The sequence below is a fragment of the Burkholderia sp. R-40 genome (assembly GCF_049942845.1).
GTDB classification, from domain to species: Bacteria; Pseudomonadota; Gammaproteobacteria; order Burkholderiales; family Burkholderiaceae; genus Burkholderia; species Burkholderia ambifaria.
Window position 1 is genome coordinate 1,020,858 of sequence record NZ_CP187967.1, and the last position, 25,494, is coordinate 1,046,351.

The following is a 25,494-nucleotide window of genomic DNA, read 5'->3' on the forward strand; positions in this document are numbered from 1 at the left end:
TGTCGACACCGGCGCGGCCGCCCGGCCGCGCCACCTGCCTGCCTGCGTGCGTTGTTTGCGTCGTATGTGTCAGAACCCAACGCCCAGCAACGCCAGCACGCCCAGCACGACGAACAGCACGGCCGCGATGCCGTGCACCAGCTTGGTCGGCAGCCGGTGCGCGAAACGGTCGCCCAGCAGGATCGCGGGCACGTTCGCGAGCATCATCCCGAAGGTCGTGCCGGCCACCACGCCGATGTAATCCTGGAAGCGCGCGGCGAGCGCGACGGTCGCGATCTGCGTCTTGTCACCCATTTCCGCGAGGAAGAACGCGACGAGCGTCGCGCCGAACACGCCGAGCCGCGAGCGGGTCGCATTGGCTTCGTCGGCATCGAGCTTGTCCGGCACGAGGATCCACAACCCCATCGCGATGAACGAGAACGCGAGCGCCCAGCGCATGATCGACGGCGTGACGAGTATGCCGAGCCACTCGCCGAACGCACCGGCGAAGCCGTGGTTCACGAGCGTCGCGACGAGCACGCCGAGAATGATCGGCACGGGCTTGCGATAGCGCGCGGCCAGCACGAGGGACAGCAGTTGGGTCTTGTCGCCGATTTCAGCGAGGGCGACGGCGCCGGTGGAGATCAGGAAGGCTTGAGACACGTATGGGGTTCCACGGGCCGATGTTGTGCGTGCGAGCGACGATCCGCCGCGCGCCGGGCCCTGATGCGGCGCGCAGTGAACCATCGGTCTCGCCAGGCCTCGGTGGCTGCGTCCGCCATGGCCGATGAACGGCCAAGTCTGTTGACGGACGCCTCCGTCACGATGCGCGCCGGAAGCGCGGGACATCGAGCGGAGCGGCTACTCCCCAATGAGGGCCGAATTCTAGCACGGTGCGTGCGGCGGGCGGAGCGAATCCGGCGGCTCCGGGATGCGCCGTGGCGCACGCCGGAGCGGGGGAGGAAGCGGGCAAACGCGCGCGCGTTACGCGGCGGCGGCGCGGCGGGCGGCACCGCGCTCGTGCACGAGCCGGCCGGCCGCGTACGTGCGGTACACGGCGCGATCGTCGCCGAGCAGCGCGAACGCGAACAGCAGTTCCTCGAGCGAATCCGCGCGCTTCGTGCGGCGCGCGAGCAGCGGCGTGGCCTGCGGGTCGAGCACGATGAAGTCGGCCTCGGTGCGCGGCGCGAGCGTGCCGACCGTATCGGCGAGATCGAGCGCCTGCGCGGCGCCGGCCGTCGCGAGCCAGAACATCCGCGTCGCGCTCAGGTGGTGGCCCGACAGCCGCGCGACCTTGTGCGCCTCGTTCATCGTCTGCAGCATCGAGAACGACGTACCGCCGCCGACGTCGGTCGCGAGCGTGACCGGCACGCCGTATTCGCCGGCCTTGTCGAAGTCGAACAGTCCGCTGCCGAGAAAGAAGTTCGACGTCGGGCAGTGCGCGACGACGGTGCGCGTCTGGGCCATCCGGCGGCGGTCCTCGTCGTCGAGGTGGATGCAGTGGCCGTACACCGCGCGCGGACGCAGCAGCCCGTAGCGATCGTAGATGTCGAGATAGCTGCGGTGGCCGGGGAACAGCTCCGCGACCCATTTCACTTCATCGACGTTTTCCGCGACGTGGCTCTGCACGAACACGTCCGGATGGCGGCGCGCGAGTTCGCTGCACGCCTCGAGCTGCGCCTCGGTGGACGTCGGCGCGAAGCGCGGCGTGAGCGCGTACAGCTGGCGGCCGTTGCCGTGCCAGCGGCCGATCAGCTCGGCGCTGTCGTCATAGCCCGATTGCGCGGTGTCGCGCAGGAACTCGGGGCAGTTGCGGTCCATCAGCACCTTGCCCGCGATCATCCGCACGTCGCGGGCAGCGCTCGCCGCGAACAGCGCGTCGGCCGACTGCTTGTGCACGGTGCAGTAAACGAGCGCGCTCGTCGTGCCGCAGGCGAGCAGTTCGTCGACGAAGAAGTCGGCGACCTCGCGCGCATGTTCCGGATCGCCGAACTTGCGCTCGGTCGGGAACGTGTACTTGTCGAGCCACGGCAGCAGGCCGGGGGCCGGCGACGCGATCATGTCCGTCTGCGGATAGTGGATGTGCGTGTCGATGAAGCCGGGCACGATCAGCTTGTCGCGCAGGTCGTGGACGATCGCGTCGCGCGCGAGCGTCGGGGCGAGCCGCGCATACGGGCCGGCCGCGACGACCTTGCCGTCGTCGACGATCAGGAGGCCGTCAGTCTCGTGGTTCGCGGCCTGGCTCGACTGCGCCGGGTCGCCGTTGAAGGTCAGCAGCTGGGAACGGAAAGCGGTTTGCGTCACGACGAATGGTCCTGCATCAAGGTAAGGCGAACAGAAGAAAACGGTCGGTGCCGCGCGGGCGACGGCTTGAAGGGCGCGGCCCGTGCATGCGCGATGCGGCGACGCGAGAAGGCGGGCGCGCCGCGGACTGCGCGTGCGCACGCGAGCGTCGCGGCCGCCTTCGCGGGGTTGCCGGCGGACGGCGCCGCAATCGCGACAGGCGCGGCGGCGAGCGGCATGACGCGCCGCAACGACAGGCTTCGGTGCACGACGACGCGCAACGCCGTCGCCGCGCGAGCGACGGGCGCGATGTCGGCGTGCAGGCGCCGCGCACGCATGCGGCCGGCGCGGCGCAGGGCCGAACCGGTCGTCGCGAAGCGGATGTCGTCGCGCTGTTTCATCTGTCTAGCGAACCTCGATGCCGGCCGTCACGCGGCCTGCCAGTACGAATCGAGACGCGCGATCAGCGCATCGCGCGCTGCCGCATCGACGAACGATGCCTCGAAGCCGTTGCGGATCACGGCGTGCACCTCGGCGTCCGTCAGTTGCAGCCCGTCGACCGTCGCGAAGTAGTTGTCGTTGACGTAGCCGCCGAAGTAGGCCGGATCGTCGGAGTTGATCGTCACCGCGACGCCGCGATCGAGCAGCGCCTTCAGCGTGTGCTTCGCCATGTCGTCGAACACGCACAGCTTCAGGTTCGACAGCGGGCACACGGTCAGCGCCACGCGCGTGCGCGCGAGGCGTTCGACGAGCGCCGCGTCCTCGATGCTGCGCACGCCGTGGTCGATCCGGTCGACCTTCAGCACGTCGAGCGCTTCGTGGATGTAGGCGGGCGGGCCTTCCTCGCCCGCATGCGCGACGAGCTTCAGCCCGAGCGCACGCGCCTTCTCGAACACGCGCGCGAACTTCGCCGGCGGATGGCCGAGCTCGGACGAGTCGAGGCCGACGCCGATCAGCCGGCGGCGATAGCGTTCGAACAGCGGCCGCGCGGATTCGAACGTCGCGAGTGCGTCTTCTTCGGACAGGTGGCGCAGGAAACACAGGATCAGCTTGCTCGACAGCCCGCGTGGCTCGGCATCGGCGAGCGCGCGGTCGATGCCGGCTACCACCGTCTCGATCGGCACGCCGCGTTCGGTGTGCGTCTGCGGGTCGAAGAACAGTTCGGTGTGGACGACGTTGTCGGCGAGCGCGCGTTCGCAGTACGCGGCCGTCATGTCGTAGAAGTCCTGCTCGGTCAGCAGCACGCTCGCGCCTGCGTAATAGATGTCGAGGAACGACTGCAGGTCGGTGAACGCGTAGGCGGCGCGCAGCGCGTCGATCGACTCGTACGCGAGCTTCACGCCGTTGCGTTGCGCGAGCGCGAAAATCAGTTCCGGCTCGAGCGAGCCTTCGATATGGATGTGCAGTTCCGCTTTCGGTGCGCGGGCAATCTTGTCCTTGAATGTCGGGGTCATGGCGTTGTTCTTGGTCGGTCAGAAGGTAGGGGAAGCCTGCACGGGCGCGTTCGCCTCGACGGCCTGCAGCAACTGCGCGGCCACCGAGATCGCGATGACTTCGGGCGCCTTGTCGATGATGCCTTCGACGCCGATCGGGCAGCGCATCCGCGCGACCTGGGCCGGGTCGATGCCGATCGCTGCCAGCCGATGATCGAACTGCACGCGCTTGGTGCGCGAGCCGGTCATCCCGAAGTACGCGTAGTCGCCGCGCCGCAGGATGCGCTCGGCCAGCGCGAAATCGAGTGCGTGGTCGTGCGTCATCACGACGAAGTACGCGTGCGGCGGCGCCGTGTCGACGGCGTCGGCCGGGCTGGCCACCGCTTCGATCGCGAGATTGCCGATCCCGGCGAGCGCCTCGGCCGGCGGGAACGCCGCAGCGGGCCCGTCGATCCAGCGCACGTGGCACGGTAGCGTCGCCAGCACCTTCACGAGCGCGGTGCCGATGTGTCCGGCGCCGAACAGCATGACGGGGAACGCATACGGCGCGATCGTTTCGGTCATCAGCGACACGCCGCCGGTTTCCCACAGCAGGCAATCGGCACGCGCGGCGGGCGATTCGGGCTCGCTCAGCAGCGGCGCGCCCGGCGAGGGGCCGAATGATACGCTACGCACGGTCGCGGCGCCGGCCGCGACGCGCTTCGCGAGCGACATGATCCAGCCGAGGTCGCCGACATCGAGCCGCTCGAACGCGAGCACGACCGCGCCGCCGCAGCACTGACCGAGGCTCGGGCCGAGCGCGAGCCGTTCGAGCCTGCGCGCGTGGGGCACGTGCGCGCCGTCCTTCAGCAGATGCCGCGCGATTTCGATCGCCTTCCATTCCAGATGACCGCCGCCGATCGTATGGCGGGCCATGTCGCGCGTGACGAGCATCTTGGTGCCGGCCTCGCGCGGCGCGGAGCCGTCGGTATGCGCGACCGTCACGAGCACGGCCGCTTCGCCGTGCGCGAGCAATTGCTGCAGATCGCCGATCCACGCTTCCATCAGCACGCTCCGTTCACGACGACGCGGCACGACGCGCGGCGCGCGCTGGCGGGTGCGGCGATAACGAGGACTGACGGGAGCGACGCAGGCGGGCCACACGGTCGATGCGGTGCGGCGGTGGTGCGCCGCGGGCGCGCGCGAACGACGCCGCGGGACGGGCGGACGCCATGAGGGTGACGGATGCGGATGGTGTGCGTTGTCATGAGAAATCCAGTCGACATTGCGGATCGGGCGCGCGTTACGCAGGAGGTGAGACCGCCTGGCCTCGCGCACGTAGATCGCCATCCAGTCGCGAAGATAGCACCGCAACGCGGCGGGAACATCACCGGGCGGTGATCCGGGCTATCAGGCAGCGATCATGTCGATCATAGGCCCGCCGCGCGGGATCGGGGGCGTCGGTGCGCGCGCATCGGGCCGAAACGCTTGCGTGGCGGGGCATGCGCGCGGAGGTCGCGCGGATGTTGTGCGATGTGCGTTCGCCCGGAAATCCGGGCTGCGGCGGGGTTAGGTGTTTACGCGCGGCCGGCCAGCCGTGGCCGGCGAGGTGCGGCCGGCAGGATGCGGCCGCGCGGGACGTCGCCGGCGGAGCCGGACGAACGGGGCGGCTACGCGGCCCCGACCGGTCAGCCTGCCAGCTTGCGGCGATGGCGCCAGAGGCTCGACGCGACGGCGACCAGGATCACGGCGAAGCCGATCAGCGCCCAGCCGGGCAGCAGGATGCCGAAAATCGGCGGGTAGACCGTCTCGCACAGGCCGGCGACCTTGAACATGCCGGGGAACCACTGGGCGGGCGGCAGGCTGTCGACGATCGGCTGCAGCGTGTCGAAGCCGCAGCTGAAGCCCGGATTCATCTGGATCGACAGGTGTCGCGCGGCGGTGCCGACGCCGCCGGCCGCGGCGATCGCGATCAGCAGCTCGAGCACCCAGATGCCGCGCCAGTTGCGTATCCCGGCCGCGAGGAACGCGAAGATGCCGATCGCCGCGAAGAAGTAGCGCTGGATGATGCACAGCGGGCACGGATCTTCGTTCTTCACATATTGCAGGTACAGCGCGCCGGCCAGCAAGGCGATGCACACCCAGCCGAGCAGCATCAGCAGGCGGCGTTCACGGCGGAGTGCGAGCGTGGAGTCATTCATGTCGGCGGGATTCCTGTCGTTGGTCGGTCCGATAAACAATCGCGCGATTTTAGCGCGAACGATCTGGCACGAAACTGACAGCGCGCGTGCGGCACCCGGCCGCACCCGCTTCATCCGGTGCATCGTCCATCGTCATTGCGCTTGCGCGGTCATCGGATCGTGTTCAGCACGGCTTCGACCGCCTGGCCGATCGCGAGCAGCGCATCGTCGCGATGCGGCGCGGCCGCGAGCATCAGGCCGACCGGCGCCGCGTCGCGCGGATGGCAGGGCAGCGACAGCGCGCATGCGTCGAGGAAGTTGAACGCGCTCGGGTTGCGCAGGATCAGCGCATTGGTGCGCGTGAACGCGGCGTCGTCCGCTTCGAGTTCGGCGATGCGCGGCGGCACGACGGGCACCGTCGGGGCGACGAGTGCGTCGAAGCGCGACCAGACCGTGTGTGCCGCTTCGTCCAGCATCGCCTGACGGGCGGCGAGCAGGTCGAGATAGTCGGCCGCGCTCGCCGGCTCGCCCTTCAGGATGCGCGACAGCACGCGCGGGTCGTATCGGTCGCGGTGCTGCGCGAGCAGCGGGCGATGCCACGCGTATGCCTCGATCGGCGAGAAGCCGAAGCGGTTGATGTCCGGCAGCCGGTCGAGCGCGGAAAAGCGCACTTCCGTGACGATCGCGCCGGCGGCCTCGAGATGCTTCAGCGATGCGTCGAGCGCGGTGGCGACGTCGGCGTCCACGCCGTCCGTCACATAGTTGGTCAGCACGCCAAGCCGCACGCCTTCGAGCGGCCGAGCGGCCGGCACGTGCGGCTCGAGACCCGCGAGCATCCGGTCGACGAGCGCGCAGCAGGCAACCGTGAGGCCGATCGGGCCGAACGAGTCGAGCGTCGTCGACAGCGGCACGCCGCCTTGCGTCGGAATCCGGCTCGCGGTCGGCTTGAAGCCCGTGAGCCCGCACAGCGCGGCCGGAATCCGGATCGAGCCGCCGGTGTCGGTGCCGAGCGCGACGGCCGCCATCCCGTCGGCGACGGACGCGGCCGCGCCGGACGACGAGCCGCCGGCAATGCGTGCGTCGCCCGGTACGTCGCGGTGGTACGGCGAGCGCGGCGTGCCGAAGTGCGGATTCAGGCCGAGCCCGGAGAACGCGAACTCGCTCATGTTGGTGCGGCCGACCAGCACCGCGCCCGCACGCTTGAGCCGCGCGACGGCGACCGCATCGGCCTGCGCGGGCGGCGCGCCGTCGAGCACGCGCGAACCGGCGCGCGTCACCTGGCCCGCGACGTCGAACAGGTCCTTCACCGACACGGGGATGCCCGCGAGCGGCGACAGCACGGTGCCGGCGGCACGCAGGCGATCGTGCGCGTCGGCGGCCGCGCGCGCGTTGTCGGCGTCGACTTCGGTGAAGACGGCCGCGCCCTGGCCCGACGGATCGGCGATCCGTTCGAGCGCGACGTCGACGAGCGCGCGGCTCGTGGTCCGGCCGGCGGCGAGGTCGGCGGCGAGCCGGGCGAGCGGGGGGAAGGGCGTGAAAGTGGTCATGGGCGGCTCAGGGGCGAAGATGTTGGACAAGGGTGGCGCGAAACGAATCGATATGGCGCTCGACGGCCGCGCGTGCGCCGGCGGCGTCGCGCGCGGACAGCCGCTCGAACAGTTCGCGGTGTTCGCGCTGGACGTCGGACAGGTGATGCGGTTCGGACAGCGTCACGAACCAGAAGCGCAGCGAGCGTTCGTGCAGCGCGCGCAGGATTTCCGCGAGCACCGTATTGCGTGCCGCCGCGGCGATCGCCTGATGAAACGCGCGGTCGAGCTCCATCATGCCTTCGACGTCGTGCGTGTCGACGCACGACTGCCCGTCGTCGAGCAGCGCGGCGATGCGGGCGAGATCGTCGGGCGTCGCATGGCGGGCGGCGAGTTCGACGCAGTGCGCTTCGTTGATGCGCCGCACGTCGATCACCGCGACGATGTCGTCGAGCGACAGCGGCTGCACCAGCAGCCCCTTGCGCGGCATCACGGACAGCAGCCCTTCGAGCACCAGCCGGTGCACGGCCTGATGGACGGGCGTGCGGCCGATGCCGGTGCGTGCGACGAGGTCGGCTTCGTTGAGCGCGGCGCCGGGCTTCAGGCGCATCGTGATGATGTCGCGCTGGATCAGCGCGTACGCGCGCTCGGCGAGGCTGAGCGCCGAGGCGGCGGGGCGGTCGGGTAGGGCATCGGGCAGGGCGTTCATGCGGAGGCCGGCTGGAGCACGATCATGGCGCGAGTGGTCAGGGAAGATAGGCAATCCGTGAATATTATTGTGATATATCACTGATGTCCAGTTCACCGGGGCGACCCTTTGAGGCCGCCAGACGACTTACTCTGACGCGTCCGGCGCCGCATGCGACGACTTGCAACAATATCGACAGGATGTTGCAGGTTTACCGCGCGATCGTGCACTGAAGCATAATGAATCCTCGTCAATCCAAATACGCGCGAGCGACGCACCAGACCATCGTCATGAGCGAAACCACGCCTTCCCCGGCCGGTCTGTCCGGCACCCCTTCCGCGTCTTCCCGTTCCACCCGTTCCGATCCGGCACACGCGCCGGAGGTACCCGCCACGCAGCCCTCCGTCGCGCAGGCTGCCGCGGCCGAGGATGTCGCGGCGGACGGCGCATCGCCGGTCACGGCGGCGTCGGAGCCGGGCGCCGCGGGCACGACGCCCACTGCTGAACCCACTGCCGCGCCAAAAGCCGGTGCCGCGCCGCCCGGTTTTGGCGCACAGCCCGATTTCGACACGCCCCGCCCGCCGCCCGCGAGCGCGCAGAATGCGCCGCCGGCTTACCTGAAGAACAGCGACACGCCGTGGTCGGTGTTCGGCCGCATCGTCGCGGCGCGTGCGCGCCGGCTGTTCGACCGCGCCGGCCAGCGGATCACGCAGCGCACGTTGCGCATCGGCGTGTCGGCGCGGATCTTCCATCCGGAGCCGGGTGCGAAGGGGTTGCGCGGCAAGACGCTCCAGTATCTCGAGGAATCGATCGCGCACTGGGTGATGTCGCGCGACGTGCTCGTGTTCATGATTCCGACCGTCGGCCACCAGGGGATGCTGCACCCGAGCAACATCCGGCTGCGCGACTACGCGAAGCATCTCGACGGCCTGCTGCTGCAAGGCGGCGCCGACGTGTCGCCGCAAACCTACGCGGCATCCGATGCGCGCCCCGAATGGCCGGGCGACCGCGTGCGCGACATGTACGAGCTCGAGCTGTTTCACGAGTTCGTCGAGTCCGGCAAGCCGGTGCTCGGCGTGTGCCGCGGCTGCCAGCTGATCAACGTCGCGTTCGGCGGCTCGCTGTACCAGGACATCGCGACCGACGTGCCGACCGCGCATCCGCACGTGAGCGAGCATTACGACCAGCATCGCCATTCGATCCGCTTTCCCGACTCGTCGACGCTCGCGAGCATGTTTCCCGGGCGCAGCGAAGCGATCGTGAACTCGATCCACCATCAGGCGATCCGCGATCTCGGCCGCGATCTGAACATCGAGGCCGTGTCGGCGGGCGACGGGATCATCGAAGGCATCCGCTACCGGCGCGCGCCGTTCGTCGTCGGCGTGCAATGGCACCCCGAGTTTCATCGCGCGGGCGGCTCCGAGCTGCTCGACTGCACGCCGTTGCTCGACGCATTCCTGCGCGCGGCACGCGAAACGCGCCTGTAGCCGGCGCTCGCATCGCGTCGTGAGAAGGCCGGCCGCATCCCGTAAATTCGAGATGCGGCCGTTTCGTTTTGAACGATAATCGCGACTCCCGATTCGTTCGCCGGAGTCTGACGTTGGTCTTCCGAAAATTTTCCCCCGCACGATGCGCAACGTGGATCGTTGCGATGGCCGCCTGCGCGCACGCGGGCGCAGCATGGTCGGCCGATGCGAGCGCGCCCGCTGCCGGTACGCGTCCCGCGGTGACGAGCCTGAGCGGCGATGACGCGCCGGCGACGGCGTCCCCCGCGTCCGCGACGGATGCCGCCGCGCAAGGCAACGTGGCCGAACTCACGCAGATGCTGCAAGACGGGCGGATCGTCGAGATGCGCACCACCTACAACGGCAGCTATGGCGCGAGCCTGATGTTCGATCAGCGCGAGATGACGTATTACGTCGCGCTGTTCCAGGACAAGCATCTGTGGCGCGTGATCAAGTCGCAGGAGAAGAGCCGCGCGGAGAGGGTGTACGCGAACTTCGTCCAGCAGACGGTGCAGCTCGCGGACGTCGAGATCCGTCGCACCGAACTGCAGGCGCAGAAGACGTTCCTCGAACGCGTGATCGCGCTGCAGGCGAATCGCGCGCAGCAACTGCAGGCCGATCTGAGCGTCGCGCGCAGTCAGCAGGCCGAGGTCGCGCAGCGGCAGCAGTCGGCGCGGGAGCAGACGCAGGCGCTGCAGGTCGAGAAGCGGGCCGCGCAAGTGCAGCTGCGCGATCTGCAGGAGCAGGTGCGGCAACTCCAGCGGCAAGCCGACACAGGGTTGCCCGCGCGCAAGTGACGACAGGTCGGTCCATTGGATCGACGCACGAACGAAACCCGGCGAAGCCTGCTTCGCCGGGTTTTTTATTGGGTGGCCGTCGGCCGGGAAGCGTGCGAAGCAGGTCGGTTGGGCGGCGGTGCGACAGTCGCGACGCATGGTCGAAGTAAGTCGGTGCGTGGGCACCTCTGCGACTCGTGCCGGGGCGATCGGTCGATCGGATCGATCCGACTTTGATGCGCCTTTCGACAGGATCCGTCCGATCCGCACGGGCCGGATGCGCGGTCGGCAACAGCGACTGCCGGCCCGCTCCAAGGCAACTGTCGGCTTCGCGTGGCATCATTTGCGGGCCATGCCGGCGTGCGCATCGTCGCGCGACGTGCCGCCGGATGGTGGCGATGTCCGTGCGCGCCGACCGGTGCGACACGCATCGCCGGCTCACACGGCGCGGATGTCGCGCCATCCGAACCGAGAGAACAACATGTCCACAGCAGCAACACACGCAGTCGCGCAGGAATCGAAGGTCCGCACCGTGTTCCGGGTCGTCAGCGGCAACTTCCTGGAAATGTACGACTTCATGGTCTACGGGTATTACGCGTCGGCCATCGCGAAGACCTACTTTCCGAGCGGCAACGCATTCGCGTCGCTGATGCTGTCGCTGTCGGTGTTCGGCGCGGGCTTCCTGATGCGCCCGGTCGGCGCGATCGTGCTCGGCGCGTACATCGACCATCACGGCCGCCGCAAGGGGCTGATCCTGACGCTCGGGCTGATGGCGCTCGGCACGCTGACGGTGGCCGGGGTTCCTGGCTACGCGACGATCGGTGTGCTCGCACCGGCGCTCGTGCTGCTCGGCCGGTTGCTGCAGGGCTTTTCCGCGGGCGTCGAGCTGGGCGGCGTGTCGGTCTACCTGTCGGAGATCGCGACGAAGGGCCACAAGGGGTTCTATACATCGTGGCAATCGGGCAGCCAGCAGGTGGCCGTCGTGTTCGCCGCGTTTGTCGGCGTGCTGCTGAACCGCCTGCTGCCGGCCGAGGACATGACCGCGTGGGGCTGGCGCATTCCGTTCCTGATCGGCTGCCTGATCGTGCCGTTCCTGTTCCTGATCCGTCGTTCGCTGAAGGAAACCGACGAGTTCCTCGCGAAGCGTCACCGTCCGACGATGGGCGAGATCATGCGTTCGATGCTCGAGAACTGGGGTGTCGTGATCGCCGGCATGGGGATGGTGATCATGACGACGGTGTCGTTCTACATGATCACCGCATACACGCCGACGTTCGGCAAGGAAGTGCTGCACCTGTCGTCGCTCGACGCACTCGTCGTGACCGTCTGCGTCGGCCTGTCCAATCTCGTGTGGCTGCCGCTGTCCGGCGCGCTGTCGGATCGCATCGGCCGCCGGCCGGTGCTGATCGCGTTCACGGTGCTCACGCTGCTGTCGGCCTATCCGGCCGTGCTGTGGCTCGTGGCCGAACCGTCGTTCCTGCGGCTGCTGGCGGTCGAGCTGTGGCTGTCGTTCCTGTACGGCTCTTACAACGGCGCGATGGTCGTCGCGCTGACCGAAGTGATGCCGGTCGACGTGCGCACCGCCGGCTTCTCGCTCGCGTACAGCCTCGCGACGACGATCGGCGGGTTCACGCCGGCGATCTCGACGTTGCTGATTCACCAGACCGGCAACAAGGCCGCACCGGGGCTGTGGCTGAGCGTCGCGGCGCTTTGCGGGCTGATCGCGACGCTCGTGCTGTATCGCACGCGCGAGGCGCGCAACCAGTACAAGGCGGCCTGACGCCGTCTGCACCGCGCCACGGCAGGTGAAACAAGGGAGCGCGCCGCGCTCCCTTTTCTCATCGGCGTTCGGAATTCACGCGGCGCGCAGCGCGTCGGCGACCGTCGCCGCCACGTCGAGCCATTGTCCCGGTGCAGACTGGCGGGCCAGCTTGGCGTGCGGATACCACGGACAGTCGTCGCCGGTGAACCAGCGCCAGTCGGGCGCGAACGGCAGCATGATCCACAGCGGCTTGCCGAGCGCGCCCGCCAGATGCGCGACGGCCGTATCGATCGTGACGACGCCGTCGAGCCGTTCGATCAGCGCGGCCGTGTCGGCGAAGTCGTTCAGCCGCCCGTCGAGGTGATGCACGCGCGGATGCGCGTCGACGCGCGCCCGTTCGTCTTCGTCGAGCGCGGGCTGCAGCACGACCCAGTCGATGTCCGGCAGCGCGAGCAGCGGTGCGAGCGCGTCGAACGGCATCGAGCGGTTTTCCTGTGCCTGACGGCGCCCCGACCACGCGAGGCCGAACTTGCGCTTCGACTGGCCGCCGAGCGAGCCGCGAAAGCGCCGGCGCGCGCTGTCCGGCGCATCGAGGTAACGCTTGCCCGCGACGATGTCGGACGGCTGCAGACCGAGCAGGAAAGGCAGGCTCATCAGCGTGCACGCGATGTCCGCCGCCGGCGGCTTCGCAGCACCCTGTGCGACGAGCGTCACGCGCCAGCGCGTCGCCGCCGGCGCGAGCAGCGCGACGAGCTCTGGCTGCACTTCGAGCACGACGCGCGCGCAGCGTGCGCGGACCAGCGGCACGAAGCGGACGAACTGCAGCGTGTCGCCGAAGCCCTGTTCCGCGCGGATCAGCAGCGTGCGCGACGCAATCGGCTCGCCTTGCCAGCGCGGCAGTGTGCCGAGCGGCGTCGCGCCCGGCGTGTCGTGACGCGTTTCGTACGCGGGCAGGCCGCGTGTGAAGTCGCCCAGCGTCAGCAGCGTGACCGCGCGGTGCAGTTGCGCGAGCTTCAGGTCGGGCGCGACGCGCAGCGCCTGGTCGAACGCGCGTAGCGCCATTTCGTGCGCGCCGAGTGCGTGATGCGCATTGCCGAGGTTCAGCCACGCGAGACTGAACGACGGATCGAGGCCGACCGCGCGTTCGTAGTAGGGCAGCGCTTCGCGCTGGCGCCCGAGCGCGCACAGCGCGTTCGCGAGCCCGAACAGGGCGAGCGGGAACGGCGGGTGCAGCGCGAGCGCGGCTTCGAACGCCGCTGCGGCTTCGCCGTGACGGCCGAGCGCCTCGAACGTGTTGCCGAGATTGAAGTGCGCGGCGACGAAGCGCGGCTGCGCGGCGATCGCCGCCTGGAAGTGCGCGATCGCGTCGTCGGCCCGGCCCATCGCGTTCAGCGCCATCGCGAGATTGTTGTGCGCGCCGGCATGTCCGGGCCGCAGCTCGAGTGCACGATGGAACGCGGCGAGCGCATCGTCGTGGCGGCCGAGCGCATTCAGCGCGTTGCCGAGATTGTTGTGGATCGACGCGTCGTCGGGCGTGAGCCGAAGTGCGCGGCCGAATGCGTCGACGGCATCTTCGTGGCGCTGCAGCGCCGCGTACGCGTTACCGAGGTTGTAGTGCGCGAGCGGGAATTCGGGCGCGAGCGTCAGCGCGTTGCGAAACCGCTCGATCGCTTCGTCGAGCCGGCCGAGCGCCTTCAGCGCGTTGCCGAGATTGAGCTGCAGCGCGGCGTCGCCCGGGCGCAATTCGACCGCACGCCCGACGAGATCGGCTGCCTCGGCATGCTGGCCCTGCTGATGCCGCAGCACGCCGAACAGATGCAGCGCGTCGGCGTCGGCGGGATTGGTGCCGAGCGCGGCACGATAGCCGTGCTCGGCCTCGGCGAGGCGGCCCGCGCGGTGCGCGGCGTACGCTCGGTCGAATGCGGAATCCATGACGCGAAAACTGGCGGAAAGCGCGTATTTTCCCACACTGCGCGCGGGCGCCCCAGATTGGCCGGTCGGCATATGGCCCCGTCACGCGGAGCGGCGTAGACTTGCAGGATCGCGTGTCATCGAGGTGCTCATGGCTGACACACTGCTCGACATCCCGCCCGTGCTGATCGTCGGCGCAGGCCCGACCGGCCTTGCCGCCGCAATGAGTCTCGCGCGTGCCCGCGTGCCGGTACGCATCATCGACCGGCTCACCACGCCCGCCCCGTATTCGCGTGCGATCGGCATCCAGGCGCGCACGCTCGAAATGCTGGAGCAGCATCGCGCGGTCGAACCGTTTCTCGTGCTGGGGCATCGCGCGCACGCGGCCGCGCTGCATGCGGGCGGCCGCGTGATCGCGCGGCTCGATTTCGATCCGCTGCAAACTCGCTATCCGTACCTGCTGTTTCTCGACCAGAGCATCACCGAGCAGCTGCTCGCCGAGCACCTGGCCGGCCTCGGCGTGACGGTCGAACGCGGCGTCACGCTCACGGCGTGCGACGCGGGCGGCACGTCGCTCGACGTGACGATCCGCGGCGCCGACGGGCGTGAACAATCGTTCGCGCCGTCGTACCTGATCGCCGCCGACGGCGCGCACAGCACGGTGCGCCATCTGCTTGGCCTCGGCTTCGCCGGGCAAGCGTTCGAGCAGACCTTCCTGCTCGCCGATTTCTCGGCGATACCCGACTGGCCGGAAGAGGAGATCCACCTGTTCACGACGCCCGACGGCATCGCGGGGCTGTTCCCGATGGGCGGCGGCCGCTACCGGCTCGTCGCCGACCGGCCGCCTGGCGATGCATCTCCCGATGCACCGCCACCGTCGCTCGCGCAATGCGAGGCGATCGTGCGCGCCCGCGTCGGTGCGTCGATCGCGCCGAGCGACCTCGCGTGGTCGTCGTATTTCCGCCTGCATAGCCGGATGGTCGCCCGGCTGCGTCACGGGCGCGTGTTCTTCGCGGGCGACGCCGCGCACGTTCACAGCCCGGCAGGCGCGCAGGGCATGAACACGGGCATGCAGGAAGCGTTCAATCTCGGCTGGAAGCTCGCACGCGTGCTTGGCGGCGGCACGCCGGAGCGGCTGCTCGACACGTATCACGCGGAGCGCCATCCGATCGAGCGTGACGTATTGCGGCAGACGGGGCTCGTCACGCAGATCGTCGAAGCCGATCACGGTGCGATGAAGCTGCTGCGCGATCATGTCGTGCCGCTGCTGGCGACGTTCGGGCCGGTGCGCGACGCGGTGCGGCGCACCGTCAGCGAGCTTGGCGTGCAATACCGGAAAAGCCCGCTCACGCTCGAGCGCGTGCTCGACGGCGGGCCGCGCGCCGGCGAGCGTGCGCCGGACGCGCTCGTACATGTGGTCGACGGGCCGCTCGGCCGGGCACCCGGCACCGCGCGGCTATACGACCTGCACGACCCGGCGAGCTTCACGCTGCTGTTGCTCGAGGAGCCGGCAGCCGTCGAAGCGGGCGATGCGAACGACGTGCCGCCAATGCCCGCGGATGCGCGGGCGCTCGCGCAGGGGCTGGAACGGATCATGCCGGGCGCGGTGCGGACGTGGCGCGTCGCCGATGCCGAAAGCGACGGCGAGGACGGGCTTGCGCAGGCATACGGCCGCTCGCGGCCGTCGTTCTATCTGCTGCGGCCCGATGGTTACATCGCGGCGCGCGGCCGTACGGCCACCGACGCGAACGCGCTGCTGCGCCACTGCGAAAGCTGGTTCGCGGGCATGTCGCTGCCCGCGTAGCGGGGCGCTCAGGCGGAGACTGCGGCCGGCACGAGCGACGCGCGGTGCGCGGCGATCGCGGCGAGCACGATCGGCGCCGCGCGTTGGGCGGCTTCGCTCGACGGGTCGTCGAGCGCGGCGAGCAACGCACGACGCATCCGCGGTTCCCAGAAGCGCCGGATATGCTCGGCGATTCCGGTCAGCGCTTCTTCGCGATCGGGCATCGATTCGAAGAAAGCGCCGATCTGGTTGGCCATGTCGATCAGGTGTCCGTTGTCCATCGCGTCCTCACTTGCCCGTCGTCACGGCGGCCGGCGCGGCTGCACGGCGCTCGAGCAGGTCGAGCTGCTCCGAGTTGAAGCGCGCGTACGCACGCTGCCAGTCGGACGGCTGCGCGACCGGCATCACCTGCACGGCCGTGACCTTGTATTCGGGGCAGTTCGTCGCCCAGTCGGAACTGTCCGTCGTGATCACGTTCGCGCCCGATTCGGGGAAGTGGAACGTCGTGTACACGACCCCCGGCTGCATGCGATCGGACACGAGCGCGCGCAACACCGTCTGGCCCGCCCGCGATTCGATGCCGACCCAGTCGCCAGTCCGGATCCCGCGATCTTCCGCGTCGTGCGGATGGATCTCGAGGCGGTCCTCTTCGTGCCACTGGACGTTCTCGGTCCGGCGCGTCTGCGCGCCGACGTTGTATTGCGACAGGATGCGGCCCGTGGTCAGGATCAGCGGATAGCGCTGCGTGACCTTTTCCGGCGTCGGAATGAACTGCGTGATCACGAAGCGGCCCTTGCCACGCACGAACGCGTCGATGTGCATCGTCGGCGTGCCGTCCGGCGCCTGGTCGTTGCACGGCCACTGGATACTGCCGAGCGCGTCGAGCTTCGCGTACGACACGCCCGAGAAGGTCGGCGTGAGCCGCGCGATCTCGTCCATGATTTCCGACGGATGCGTGTAGTGCATGTCGTAGCCGAGCGCCTGCGACAGCAGCAGCGTCACTTCCCAGTCCGCGTAGCCCGCGAGCGGCGGCATCACCTTGCGCACGCGCGAGATGCGGCGCTCCGCGTTCGTGAACGTGCCGTCCTTCTCGAGGAACGTCGAGCCCGGCAGCAGCACGTGCGCGTATTTCGCGGTCTCGTTCAGGAAGATGTCCTGCACGACGACGCATTCCATCGACGACAGCGCGGCGGCGACGTGCTGCGTGTTCGGGTCCGACTGGACGATGTCCTCGCCCTGGCAGTAGAGCCCCTTGAAGCTGCCGTCGAGCGCCGCGTCGAACATGTTCGGGATGCGCAGCCCCGGTTCCGGTTGCAGCGTGGCCGACCATGCCTGTTCGAACAGTGCGCGCACGCTGTCGTCGCCGATGTGGCGGTAGCCGGGCAGTTCATGCGGGAACGAGCCCATGTCGCACGAGCCCTGCACGTTGTTCTGGCCGCGCAGCGGATTGACGCCGACGCCTTCGCGGCCGATGTTGCCGGTCGCCATCGCGAGGTTCGCGATGCCCATCACCGTCGTCGAGCCTTGCGCGTGTTCGGTCACGCCGAGGCCGTAGTAGATCGCGGCGTTGCCGCCGGTCGCATAGAGCCGCGCGGCTTCGCGCACCACGTTGGCCGGCACGCCCGTCACATCGGCGGTCGCTTCGGGCGAGTTCTCGGCACGCGACACGAAGTCGCGCCATTGCTCGAATGCGCGCGCTTCGCAGCGCTCGGCGACGAACGCGTCGGCGACGAGCCCTTCGGTGACGATCACATGCGCGAGCGCGTTGACGATCGCGACGTTGGTGCCGGGGCGCAGCTGCAGGTGGTGCGCGGCCTTCACGTGCGGGCCGTCGACCACGTCGATGCGGCGCGGATCGATCACGATCAGCTTCGCGCCTTCGCGGATGCGCCGCTTCAGGCGCGAGCCGAACACCGGGTGGCCGTCGGTCGGGTTCGCGCCCATCACGACGATCACGTCGGCGTGGTCGACCGACGCGAAGGTTTGCGTGCCGGCCGATTCGCCGAGCGTCGCCTTCAGGCCATAGCCGGTCGGCGAATGGCACACGCGCGCACAGGTGTCGACGTTGTTGTTGCCGAAGGCGGCGCGCACGAGCTTCTGCACGAGGTAGGTTTCCTCGTTCGTGCAGCGCGACGACGTGATGCCGCCGATCGAATCGCGGCCGTACTTCTGCTGCAGCTTGCGGAATTGCGTCGCCGCGTAGGTGAGCGCCTCGTCCCAGCTGACTTCGCGCCACGGGTCGGTGATCCTCTCGCGGATCATCGGCTTCGTGATGCGATCCTTGTGGGTCGCGTAGCCCCATGCGAAGCGTCCCTTCACGCACGCGTGGCCTTCGTTCGCGAGGCCGTTCTTGTGCGGCGTCATGCGCACGACCTGCGTGCCCTTCATCTCGGCCTTGAACGAGCAGCCGACGCCGCAGTACGCGCAGGTCGTGACGACCGAGTGCTCGGCCTGGCCGAGCCTGACAACGGATTTTTCCTGCAGCGTGGCGGTCGGGCAGGCGGCGACGCACGCGCCGCACGATACGCATTCCGAGTCCATGAACGATTCGCTTTCGCCGGCGGCGACGCGCGATTCGAAGCCGCGCGCGGCGATCGTCAGCGCGAACGTGCCTTGGGTTTCCTCGCACGCACGCACGCAGCGGTTGCAGACGATGCACTTCGACGGATCGTACGTGAAGTACGGATTCGATTCGTCCTTCTGCTCGCGCAGGTGATTCGCGCCGTCGAAGCCGTAGCGCACTTCGCGCAAGCCGACGACGCCCGCCATGTCCTGCAGCTCGCAGTCGCCGTTGGCAGGGCAGGTGAGGCAGTCGAGCGGGTGATCGGAGATGTACAGCTCCATCACGTTGCGGCGCAGCGACTGCAGCCGGTCCGACTGCGTGCGCACCTTCATCCCGGCTTCGGCGGGCGTCGTGCACGATGCCGGATAGCCGCGCCGGCCTTCGATTTCGACGAGGCACAGACGGCACGAGCCGAACGGTTCGAGCGAATCGGTCGCGCAGAGCTTGGGCACATTGACGCCGGCCTCGATCGCGGCGCGCATCACCGATGTGCCGGCCGGCACCGTCACCGGCTGGCCGTCGATTTCGAGCGTGACGTCGGTATCGGCATGCCGTTGCGGCGTGCCGTAGTCGGTGTCGTCGAACGGATCGAAGGCGCGCGCCTGGGCGGCGCTCTTGCACGCGCATTGGCCTGAGCCGCAGCCGCCTTGGCGGACGTTGTTCGTGTCGAGGGACATGCAGGGCTCCTTCTGGGTCAGGCCGCAGCCTTGACCGGACCCGACGCGGCTTGCTTGCCGGCGGCGAGCCCGAAATCTTCGGGGAAATGATCGAGCGCGGACAGCACCGGGTACGGTGTCATCCCGCCCATTGCGCACAGCGAGCCGGCGAGCATCGTGTCGCACAGGTCGCGCAGCAGCGTGACCTGGCGCTCCGACGTGTCGCCTTCGCGAATGCGTGCGATCGTCTCGACGCCGCGCGTCGATCCGATCCGGCACGGCGTGCACTTGCCGCACGATTCGATCGCGCAGAACTTCATCGCGTATTCGGCGAGCTCCGCGAGATTCGACGTGTCGTCGTGCAGCACGATGCCGCCGTGGCCGACGACCGCGCCGATGGCCGTATAGGCCTCGTAGTCGAGCGGCACGTCCCACTGGTGTTCGGGCAGATAGGTGCCGAGCGGGCCGCCGACCTGGGCGGCGCGCGCGGGCCGGCCGCTTGCCGTGCCGCCGCCGTAGTCGAACAGCAGCTCGCGCAGCGTGACGCCGAACGCGAGCTCGACGAGCCCGCCGTGGCGGATGTTGCCCGCGAGCTGGAACGGCAGCGTGCCGCGCGAGCGGCCCATCCCGTAGTCGCGATAGAACGCGGCGCCGCGCGCGAAGATCACCGGCGCGGTCGCGAGCGTGATCACGTTGTTGATCACGGTCGGCTGGCCGAACAGGCCGGCGAGCGCCGGCAGCGGCGGCTTCGCGCGCACGACGCCGCGCTTGCCTTCGAGCGATTCGAGCAGCGCCGTTTCCTCGCCGCACACGTACGAACCGGCGCCCTTCGCGACGTGCAGGTCGAACGCATGCGCGGAGCCGAGCACGTGCTCGCCGAGCCAGCCGGCTTCACGGGCGCGCACGATCGCGGTTTCGAGTGCCGCGATCGCGTGCGGATATTCGCTGCGCACGTAGATGTAGCCGAGCGTCGCGCCCGTCGCGATGCCCGCGATGATCATCCCTTCGATCAGGCAGTACGGATCGCTTTCCATGATCAGGCGATCGGAGAACGTGCCCGAATCGCCTTCGTCCGCGTTGCAGACGATGTACTTCTGCGTCGCGCTGGCCTGCCGGACCGTGCGCCACTTGATGCCGGCCGGGAAGGCCGCGCCGCCGCGGCCGCGCAGCCCCGATTCGATCAGCGTCTCGCACGCGGCGTCGCCGTCGAGCGCGAGCGCGTTCTTCAGGCCGGCGAGGCCGTCGTGCTTCAGGTAGTCGTCGATCGACAGCGGATCGGTCAGGCCGATGCGCGCGAACGTGAGGCGCTGCTGGCGCGCGAGATAGGGCAGCGCATCGACGAGGCCGACGCCGCTCGGATGCGTGCCGCCGTCGAGCCAGTTCGCGTCGAACAGCGCGGGCACGTCGGCGGCCGACAGGTTCGCGTAGCCGACGCGCCCGGCGGCCGTGCCGACCTCGACGAGCGGCTCGAGCCACAGCAAGCCGCGCGTACCGTTGCGGACCAGTTCGATCGCGACGCCGCGCCGCTCGGCTTCCGCGACGATCGCGGCGGCTAGGGCGTCGGCGCCGAGCGCCAGTGCGGACGAGTCGCGCGGAACGTAGATGCGGGTCGTCATGCGGCCTCCGGGGTGTGGGCGGCCGCGTCGGCGAGCAGCGCGTCGAACTTCTCGGGCGTGACCTTCGCGTGCAGCACGCCGTTGACCGTCATCGACGGCGATTGTGCGCACAGCCCGAGGCAGTAGACCGATTCGAGTGCGACGTCGCCCGGCGCGTGCGCAGTGGCGCCATCGCCGTGCGCGGCGTCGAACCGGCAGCCCGTGCGCGCTTCCGCGTGCGCCGCCAGCGTTTCGCAGCCCATGCTGCGGCACGCCTCGGCGCGGCACATCTGGATCGTCACGCGCGCGGGCGGCGCGGTGCGGAAGTGGTGATAGTAGGTGAGCACGCCGTGCACTTCCGCGCGCGACAGGTTCAGTGCCTTCGCGAGCGGCGCGACGCAGCCGGCCGGCACGTAGCCGGCGTCGTCCTGGATCGCGTGCAGGATCGCGACGAGCGAGCGGCCGGCGCGCGCATGGCGCTCGACGAGCACGTCGGGCGCAGGGGAATTCGGGGACATCGCTTATGCTCCTCCAAAGTCTCATATGCGCTGGGAATGCATATAGTGCGCAGCAGGACTTCGTACTGATTGATTTTCCCCAACGATAAGCGGAAGATTTCGCAGTCGCAATAGGAAATCGGAGTGCATAATTGATTCGAATTGAATGCGACGCGTATCTGACCGTACGCGACACGGAGGGCCGCACCGCGAGCCTGTCGGACGTCGCGCCTTTGCTCGAGCTCGTGGCTGAGACGGGCAGCATCGCGCAGGCCGCGCAGGCGAAAGGGCTGTCGTATCGGCACGCGTGGGGGCTGCTGCGGGCGCTGGAGTCGTGCGTCGGCGGCGAGCTGATCGAAACCGCGCGCGGCAAGGGATCGACGCTGTCGGAACTGGGGCAGGCGGTCGTCGACGCGCAGCGCCTCGCGCGCAGCCGTCTCGACGGGAACCTGCGCACGCTGGCGGCCGAGGTGGCGAGCGACCTGAACCGGCGGCTCGCGCAACGCGACGGCGCCGTGCGCATCCATGCATCGCACGGCTACGCGGTCGCGGCGCTCGTTTCCGCGCTCGTCGATGCGCAGGCAGCCGTCGACATCAAGTATCGCGAGAGCGTCGAGGCCGTGCAGGCGCTCGCGCGCGGCGAATGCGAGCTGGCCGGGTTCCATCTGCCGCGCGGCGCGTTTCGCGAGCAGTGCGCGCAGATCTACCGGCCGTGGCTCGACGACACGCGCCACGTGCTGATTCATCTGACCCGTCGCCAGCAGGGGCTGTTCGTGCCGCGCGGCAACCCGAAGCAGATCCGCGGGCTCGCCGATCTCGCGCGCAACGACATCCGCTTCGTGAACCGGCAGCCGGGGTCGGGCACGCGCATGCTGCTCGATCTCGCGCTGCGCGCGATCGGCATCGATCCCGAGCGTATCGACGGCTATGCGTCCGCCGAACTCACGCACTCGGCGATCGCCGCATTCGTCGCGAGCGGGATGGCCGATCTCGGCTTCGGCGTCGAGCCGGCCGCCCATCATTTCGGGCTCGATTTCATCCCGGTCGTCGACGAGGACTACTACTTCGCGTGCGAACGCGCGCGGCTCGATTCGCATCCGCTCGCCGGCGTGCTGGCCTTGCTGCGCGATGCGCGCTTCGTCGAGCGCGTCGCGCATCTCGACGGCTACGACCCGGCCGCATGCGGGACGCTGACCGGCATCGCGGCCGGGCTCGCGGGCACGGCCGACGCGGGTGGGCCGGGCGGCAACGCACGGTAACGGCAAGCGTGCGAAGCGCGCTGCAGCAGCGGGGGATTTGCGCTACGCTTGCCGCTTGATCAACGTTCCAACAAGCACGCCGTTCAGGCGTCATCCCGCCATGAAATTTTCCGTTCCCCTTGCCGCGGCAGCGTTGACCGCGGGGCTTCTGGTCGCTGTTTCGCCGTTTGCGTTTGCGCAGAATTCTCCCGGCGTGCCCGGCGGGATCCTGAGCGAACAGTTCCGCCTGGCCGAGCATCCGCAGATGCCGTTCGCAGCGTCAGCACCGTCGCAGAAATACCAGAACGGCAAGAAGTCGGCGTTGCGCCGCAAGGGCGATCTGGGTGACCCGAACGGCTGCAACCTGAAGTGCCCGCTCGACACCCAGTAAGCTCGCGCCGGCGTGCGGCATCGCTGCCGCCGCGAGCGCGTTGCCGATAACCGCATGAGATCGGGCGGTTGTCTCCGGGCCCCGCGAAGCTTGCTGCTTCGCGGGGCCGTGTTTTTTGCGGCACGTACGTTGTGGTCGAGCCTGAGCATCCGGCGCCGGAGCGGCCGAATGTCGAATTCATAGATCTAGGGTTAACCCTGAATCCAGGAAGGATGTCTTCCTGAAACCTGCCTTATTCTTAAGCACGCGCCTACATAAACTTCGATCTGTCAGCGATGAACGGGTGTTCACCGCGAAATCAGACAAATCTGGAGGTAGGTCATCATGAAGTCGCTCGTTCAAGCCGTTGTCGTTGCTGCCGCTCTCGTCGCCCCGGTCGTGTCGTTCGCGCAGCCCGGCTCGGCACTCACCCGCGCACAAGTTCGCGCCGAACTGGTTCAGCTCCAGCAGGCCGGTTACAACACCGCCCGCGGCGAAGATCCGCACTATCCGGAAGCCATCCAGGCAGCCACTGCGCGCGTCGCCGAGCAGCAACGCAGCGCGCTTGCCCAGGCGCAAGGCGCCGATGCCAGCGGCTATGGCGCACAAGCGCAGGGCGCATCGGCATCGGGCTCGCGTGCGATCGGCGTGCGTCCGGCCAGCGCCGAAGAAATGAAGTCGCTGTATCGCGGCAGCTAAGCGGAGCATCACCGGATGACGCTGCGCGGGCGGCGCAACGACGACACGTTGCGCGCCCGCCGCGGTGCCCGGCGGTACCGAGCATCCGTTACCTCCTGCCGCCGGCATACCGGCGGCATTCCGCCCGGCCCGCCCGGGGCTGGGCGCTTTTTCGGTAACGCGCGGGACGTACGGTTTCGCCGGCGACAAAAAACCCCGCAGACTCGCGTCGTGCGGGGTTTGTGCGTCAAGCGCGGAATTTGGTGGAGGCGGCGGGAATCGAACCCGCGTCCAGAAGCGCTCCACGACTAGTTCTACATGTTTAGTTCAGTCATTTGATTTAACCGCAGCGACGCGGACGAACACGCTGCACTACGGCGATTCGCTAGATTTTCGACCCTGGCGTCGCGACGCCGACAGGGCTTAACTGACGTAAATGACCTCTGGCGGTATTGCTACCGGTCTTGCGACACTAGCCCGTCAGTGAACTAGGCAGAGGACGGCGGCCGTTAGGCTGCCAGTGCGAACGTATCGTCGTTTGCAGTTACGATTTTCCCATTGATTAACGAGGTGACGGGTCCTCGACATGCCCTAGCCGCTTCACAACCCCTGTCGAAACCAGGTCGCCCCCGCGGATCAGATCGATCATTATAGCCCAACATCGCGCAGCAGTTCGCGTAGTTCCTGCGTCGAGCCGACGAGATGCTGCGCCTGCCAGTCGCCCGGGGCGGCGCCGTCGCCGCAATAACCATAGGCGGCCGCGACCGTCGCCATGCCCGCCGCGCTGCCGGCCTGGATGTCGCGAAGATCGTCGCCCACGTAGACGATGCGTTCCGGCGCGAGCGTCATTTGTTCGGCCGCATGCAGCAGCGGGGCCGGATGCGGTTTCGAGTGCGGCGTTGTGTCGCCCCCGACGATGCAGGCCGCGCGTCGCGCCAGCCCAAGCAGGTCGGCGAGCGGTGCGGTGAGGCGCATCACCTTGTTCGTGACGATGCCCCAGCGCACGCCGCGTGTATCGAGTTCGTCGAGCACGTCGCCGATGCCGGGGAACAGCGTCGTGTGCACGCAGATGTCCGTCGCGTAATTGGCCAGGAACTCGTCGCGCATCGCGTCGTAGCCGGGCGATTGCGGGTCGATGCCGAACGCGCCGCCGAGCAGGCCGCGCGCACCGGCCGATGCCAGCGGACGCAGCACGTCGAGCGGTGTTTCAGGCAGGCCGCGCACGCGCTGCATCTTGTTGACGGCTGCGGCGAGATCGGGCGCCGTATCCGCGAGCGTGCCATCGAGGTCGAACAGCACCGCAGCGCAGTGCAGCAGGCGCGGCTCGTCGAGCGCGGCCCGCCCGGTCGAAAGGGGAGTCGTCATGCCGGTTGGAAGGTCACGCGCCGCGGCGGCACGCGACGAGGTAGTTGATGTCGGTGTCGTTCGACAGCGCGAAGCGCTTGCCGATCGGGTGATAGGTAATGCCCTTGATCTCCACGATGTGCAGATCGGTGCCGCGCACGAAGCTCGCCAGTTCCGACGGCCGGATGAAGCGCGCGTAGTCGTGGGTGCCCTTCGGCAGCATTCGTGCGATGTATTCCGCGCCGATCACCGCGAACAGGTACGACTTCAGGTTGCGGTTCAGCGTCGAGAAGAACACCCAGCCGCCCGGTTTGACGAGCGTGGCGCACGCAGAGACGATGCCGGCCGGCGACGGCACGTGCTCGAGCATCTCCATGCACGTGACGACGTCGTAGGTGCCCGGCTCGCGTTCGGCGAGCGCTTCGGCGGCGATCGCCTCGTAGTCGACCGTGACGCCGCTTTCCAGGCTGTGCAGATCCGCGACGCCGAGCGCCTCGGTCGACAGGTCGATGCCTTTGACCTGCGCGCCGAGCCCGGCCATCGATTCGGACAGGATGCCGCCGCCGCAACCGATATCGAGCGCGCGCTTGCCGGCCAGGTGCGCATGCGCATCGATCCAGCCGAGCCGGACCGGGTTCAGCTCGTGCAAGGGCTTGAATTCGGCATTCGGATCCCACCACCGATGGGCGAGGTCGCTGAATTTCTGGAGTTCGTGCGGATCGGCGTTGGTCATGTCGGCAAACGGGCT

22 protein-coding genes, 1 other RNA gene and 1 riboswitch are annotated in these 25,494 nt (G+C 68.8%); of the genes, 7 read left to right on the forward strand and 16 right to left on the reverse strand.

The window, feature by feature from the left end:
• Positions 1-69: 69 nt before the first annotated feature.
• The 8 genes from ACP26O_RS04710 to ACP26O_RS04745 form a co-directional block, all read right to left on the reverse strand.
• Positions 70-642, reverse strand: coding sequence for a TMEM165/GDT1 family protein (locus tag ACP26O_RS04710; protein WP_041489770.1), 573 nt, complete (start codon positions 640-642; stop codon positions 70-72).
• 78 nt (positions 643-720) lie between these two features.
• Positions 721-861: riboswitch (yybP-ykoY riboswitch) on the reverse strand.
• A 102-nt stretch (positions 862-963) separates the two neighbouring features.
• Positions 964-2,283 (reverse strand): guanine deaminase, encoded by a 1,320-nt coding sequence (guaD, locus tag ACP26O_RS04715; RefSeq protein ID WP_175664077.1) that lies wholly within the window; start codon positions 2,281-2,283, stop codon positions 964-966.
• Positions 2,280-2,663, reverse strand: coding sequence for a hypothetical protein (locus ACP26O_RS04720; protein WP_175664076.1), 384 nt, complete (start codon positions 2,661-2,663; stop codon positions 2,280-2,282). The genes guaD and ACP26O_RS04720 overlap by 4 nt, the downstream gene beginning before the upstream one ends.
• A 27-nt stretch (positions 2,664-2,690) precedes the next feature.
• A complete protein-coding gene (locus tag ACP26O_RS04725) occupies positions 2,691-3,716 on the reverse strand; it encodes an adenosine deaminase (RefSeq protein WP_175664075.1) in 1,026 nt (341 codons plus the stop codon).
• A gap of 18 nt (positions 3,717-3,734) precedes the next feature.
• Entirely contained in the window at positions 3,735-4,739 is a 1,005-nt protein-coding gene (gene xdhC, locus ACP26O_RS04730; RefSeq protein ID WP_175664074.1) for a xanthine dehydrogenase accessory protein XdhC, read from the reverse strand.
• A gap of 623 nt (positions 4,740-5,362) precedes the next feature.
• Positions 5,363-5,875 (reverse strand): disulfide bond formation protein B, encoded by a 513-nt coding sequence (locus tag ACP26O_RS04735; protein ID WP_175664073.1) that lies wholly within the window; start codon positions 5,873-5,875, stop codon positions 5,363-5,365.
• 149 nt (positions 5,876-6,024) lie between these two features.
• Complete coding sequence (locus ACP26O_RS04740; RefSeq protein ID WP_011656246.1) at positions 6,025-7,401, reverse strand: amidase; 1,377 nt, start codon at positions 7,399-7,401, stop codon at positions 6,025-6,027.
• 7 nt (positions 7,402-7,408) lie between these two features.
• Positions 7,409-8,089, reverse strand: a complete 681-nt coding sequence (locus ACP26O_RS04745) for a GntR family transcriptional regulator (RefSeq protein WP_175664072.1) — start codon at positions 8,087-8,089, stop codon at positions 7,409-7,411.
• Positions 8,090-8,358: 269 nt separating this feature from the next.
• Here ACP26O_RS04745 and ACP26O_RS04750 point away from each other — a divergent pair, with 269 nt between their 5' ends.
• From ACP26O_RS04750 to ACP26O_RS04760, 3 genes are all read left to right on the forward strand, one after another.
• Entirely contained in the window at positions 8,359-9,555 is a 1,197-nt protein-coding gene (locus ACP26O_RS04750) for a gamma-glutamyl-gamma-aminobutyrate hydrolase family protein (RefSeq protein WP_175664071.1), read from the forward strand.
• Between the two features lie 164 nt (positions 9,556-9,719).
• Positions 9,720-10,370, forward strand: a complete 651-nt coding sequence (locus ACP26O_RS04755; RefSeq protein WP_175664070.1) for a DUF2968 domain-containing protein — start codon at positions 9,720-9,722, stop codon at positions 10,368-10,370.
• A 460-nt stretch (positions 10,371-10,830) separates the two neighbouring features.
• Entirely contained in the window at positions 10,831-12,129 is a 1,299-nt protein-coding gene (locus ACP26O_RS04760) for an MFS transporter (protein WP_175661003.1), read from the forward strand.
• Between the two features lie 75 nt (positions 12,130-12,204).
• On the opposite strand, the gene ACP26O_RS04765 is transcribed toward ACP26O_RS04760, so the two are convergent.
• Entirely contained in the window at positions 12,205-14,043 is a 1,839-nt protein-coding gene (locus ACP26O_RS04765; protein WP_425100713.1) for a tetratricopeptide repeat protein, read from the reverse strand.
• A gap of 130 nt (positions 14,044-14,173) precedes the next feature.
• Between ACP26O_RS04765 and ACP26O_RS04770 the strand changes: the two genes are divergently transcribed.
• Positions 14,174-15,826, forward strand: coding sequence for an FAD-dependent monooxygenase (locus tag ACP26O_RS04770; protein ID WP_175664068.1), 1,653 nt, complete (start codon positions 14,174-14,176; stop codon positions 15,824-15,826).
• An 8-nt stretch (positions 15,827-15,834) separates the two neighbouring features.
• Here ACP26O_RS04770 and ACP26O_RS04775 read toward each other — a convergent pair whose 3' ends face one another.
• The 4 genes from ACP26O_RS04775 to ACP26O_RS04790 are packed head-to-tail and all read right to left on the reverse strand — an operon-like array spanning position 15,835 to position 21,137.
• The gene (locus ACP26O_RS04775) at positions 15,835-16,086 is read right to left on the reverse strand and encodes a formate dehydrogenase subunit delta (RefSeq protein WP_006750770.1); all 252 of its coding nucleotides are present in this window, start codon (positions 16,084-16,086) and stop codon (positions 15,835-15,837) included.
• A gap of 7 nt (positions 16,087-16,093) precedes the next feature.
• Positions 16,094-19,045 carry a formate dehydrogenase subunit alpha gene (fdhF, locus tag ACP26O_RS04780; protein WP_175664067.1) on the reverse strand — a complete coding sequence of 984 codons (2,952 nt, stop codon included), beginning with the start codon at positions 19,043-19,045 and terminating at the stop codon, positions 16,094-16,096.
• Positions 19,046-19,062: 17 nt separating this feature from the next.
• On the reverse strand, positions 19,063-20,640 hold the full coding sequence (locus ACP26O_RS04785; RefSeq protein WP_175664066.1) for a formate dehydrogenase beta subunit: 1,578 nt from the start codon (positions 20,638-20,640) through the stop codon (positions 19,063-19,065).
• Positions 20,637-21,137, reverse strand: a complete 501-nt coding sequence (locus ACP26O_RS04790; protein WP_175656080.1) for an NAD(P)H-dependent oxidoreductase subunit E — start codon at positions 21,135-21,137, stop codon at positions 20,637-20,639. Before ACP26O_RS04790 ends, ACP26O_RS04785 begins: the two co-directional genes overlap by 4 nt.
• Before the next feature lie 131 nt (positions 21,138-21,268).
• Here ACP26O_RS04790 and ACP26O_RS04795 point away from each other — a divergent pair, with 131 nt between their 5' ends.
• From ACP26O_RS04795 to ACP26O_RS04805, 3 genes are all read left to right on the forward strand, one after another.
• Positions 21,269-22,375, forward strand: coding sequence for a substrate-binding domain-containing protein (locus ACP26O_RS04795; RefSeq protein ID WP_426356297.1), 1,107 nt, complete (start codon positions 21,269-21,271; stop codon positions 22,373-22,375).
• Positions 22,376-22,475: 100 nt separating this feature from the next.
• A complete protein-coding gene (locus ACP26O_RS04800; RefSeq protein WP_012363336.1) occupies positions 22,476-22,745 on the forward strand; it encodes a hypothetical protein in 270 nt (89 codons plus the stop codon).
• A 324-nt stretch (positions 22,746-23,069) separates the two neighbouring features.
• The gene (locus tag ACP26O_RS04805) at positions 23,070-23,423 is read left to right on the forward strand and encodes a DUF4148 domain-containing protein (protein WP_011656259.1); all 354 of its coding nucleotides are present in this window, start codon (positions 23,070-23,072) and stop codon (positions 23,421-23,423) included.
• Between the two features lie 240 nt (positions 23,424-23,663).
• Here the strand turns inward: ACP26O_RS04805 and ssrA are convergent.
• From ssrA to ubiG, 3 genes are all read right to left on the reverse strand, one after another.
• Positions 23,664-24,033: a transfer-messenger RNA gene (ssrA, locus tag ACP26O_RS04810) on the reverse strand.
• A gap of 17 nt (positions 24,034-24,050) precedes the next feature.
• Positions 24,051-24,767 carry a phosphoglycolate phosphatase gene (gph, locus tag ACP26O_RS04815; protein ID WP_175661010.1) on the reverse strand — a complete coding sequence of 239 codons (717 nt, stop codon included), beginning with the start codon at positions 24,765-24,767 and terminating at the stop codon, positions 24,051-24,053.
• Positions 24,768-24,780: 13 nt separating this feature from the next.
• Complete coding sequence (ubiG, locus tag ACP26O_RS04820; RefSeq protein ID WP_011656273.1) at positions 24,781-25,479, reverse strand: bifunctional 2-polyprenyl-6-hydroxyphenol methylase/3-demethylubiquinol 3-O-methyltransferase UbiG; 699 nt, start codon at positions 25,477-25,479, stop codon at positions 24,781-24,783.
• Between the last annotated feature and the right edge of the window lie 15 nt (positions 25,480-25,494).

Excerpts from the sequence above, each read along its gene's own strand:
- ACP26O_RS04765 (WP_425100713.1), bottom strand. The coding sequence starts at position 14,043 with ATGGATTCCGCATTCGACCGAGCGTACGCCGCGCACCGCGCGGGCCGC.
- ACP26O_RS04735 (WP_175664073.1), bottom strand. The coding sequence starts at position 5,875 with ATGAATGACTCCACGCTCGCACTCCGCCGTGAACGCCGCCTGCTGATG.
- ACP26O_RS04785 (WP_175664066.1), bottom strand. The coding sequence starts at position 20,640 with ATGACGACCCGCATCTACGTTCCGCGCGACTCGTCCGCACTGGCGCTC.
- xdhC (WP_175664074.1), bottom strand. The coding sequence starts at position 4,739 with ATGGAAGCGTGGATCGGCGATCTGCAGCAATTGCTCGCGCACGGCGAA.
- ACP26O_RS04805 (WP_011656259.1), top strand. The coding sequence starts at position 23,070 with ATGAAGTCGCTCGTTCAAGCCGTTGTCGTTGCTGCCGCTCTCGTCGCC.
- ACP26O_RS04760 (WP_175661003.1), top strand. The coding sequence starts at position 10,831 with ATGTCCACAGCAGCAACACACGCAGTCGCGCAGGAATCGAAGGTCCGC.
- ACP26O_RS04745 (WP_175664072.1), bottom strand. The coding sequence starts at position 8,089 with ATGAACGCCCTGCCCGATGCCCTACCCGACCGCCCCGCCGCCTCGGCG.
- ACP26O_RS04755 (WP_175664070.1), top strand. The coding sequence starts at position 9,720 with ATGGCCGCCTGCGCGCACGCGGGCGCAGCATGGTCGGCCGATGCGAGC.
- ACP26O_RS04800 (WP_012363336.1), top strand. The coding sequence starts at position 22,476 with ATGAAATTTTCCGTTCCCCTTGCCGCGGCAGCGTTGACCGCGGGGCTT.
- fdhF (WP_175664067.1), bottom strand. The coding sequence starts at position 19,045 with ATGTCCCTCGACACGAACAACGTCCGCCAAGGCGGCTGCGGCTCAGGC.
- ubiG (WP_011656273.1), bottom strand. The coding sequence starts at position 25,479 with ATGACCAACGCCGATCCGCACGAACTCCAGAAATTCAGCGACCTCGCC.
- gph (WP_175661010.1), bottom strand. The coding sequence starts at position 24,767 with ATGACGACTCCCCTTTCGACCGGGCGGGCCGCGCTCGACGAGCCGCGC.
- ACP26O_RS04740 (WP_011656246.1), bottom strand. The coding sequence starts at position 7,401 with ATGACCACTTTCACGCCCTTCCCCCCGCTCGCCCGGCTCGCCGCCGAC.
- ACP26O_RS04775 (WP_006750770.1), bottom strand. The coding sequence starts at position 16,086 with ATGGACAACGGACACCTGATCGACATGGCCAACCAGATCGGCGCTTTC.
- ACP26O_RS04790 (WP_175656080.1), bottom strand. The coding sequence starts at position 21,137 with ATGTCCCCGAATTCCCCTGCGCCCGACGTGCTCGTCGAGCGCCATGCG.
- ACP26O_RS04720 (WP_175664076.1), bottom strand. The coding sequence starts at position 2,663 with ATGAAACAGCGCGACGACATCCGCTTCGCGACGACCGGTTCGGCCCTG.
- ACP26O_RS04770 (WP_175664068.1), top strand. The coding sequence starts at position 14,174 with ATGGCTGACACACTGCTCGACATCCCGCCCGTGCTGATCGTCGGCGCA.
- ACP26O_RS04750 (WP_175664071.1), top strand. The coding sequence starts at position 8,359 with ATGAGCGAAACCACGCCTTCCCCGGCCGGTCTGTCCGGCACCCCTTCC.
- ACP26O_RS04725 (WP_175664075.1), bottom strand. The coding sequence starts at position 3,716 with ATGACCCCGACATTCAAGGACAAGATTGCCCGCGCACCGAAAGCGGAA.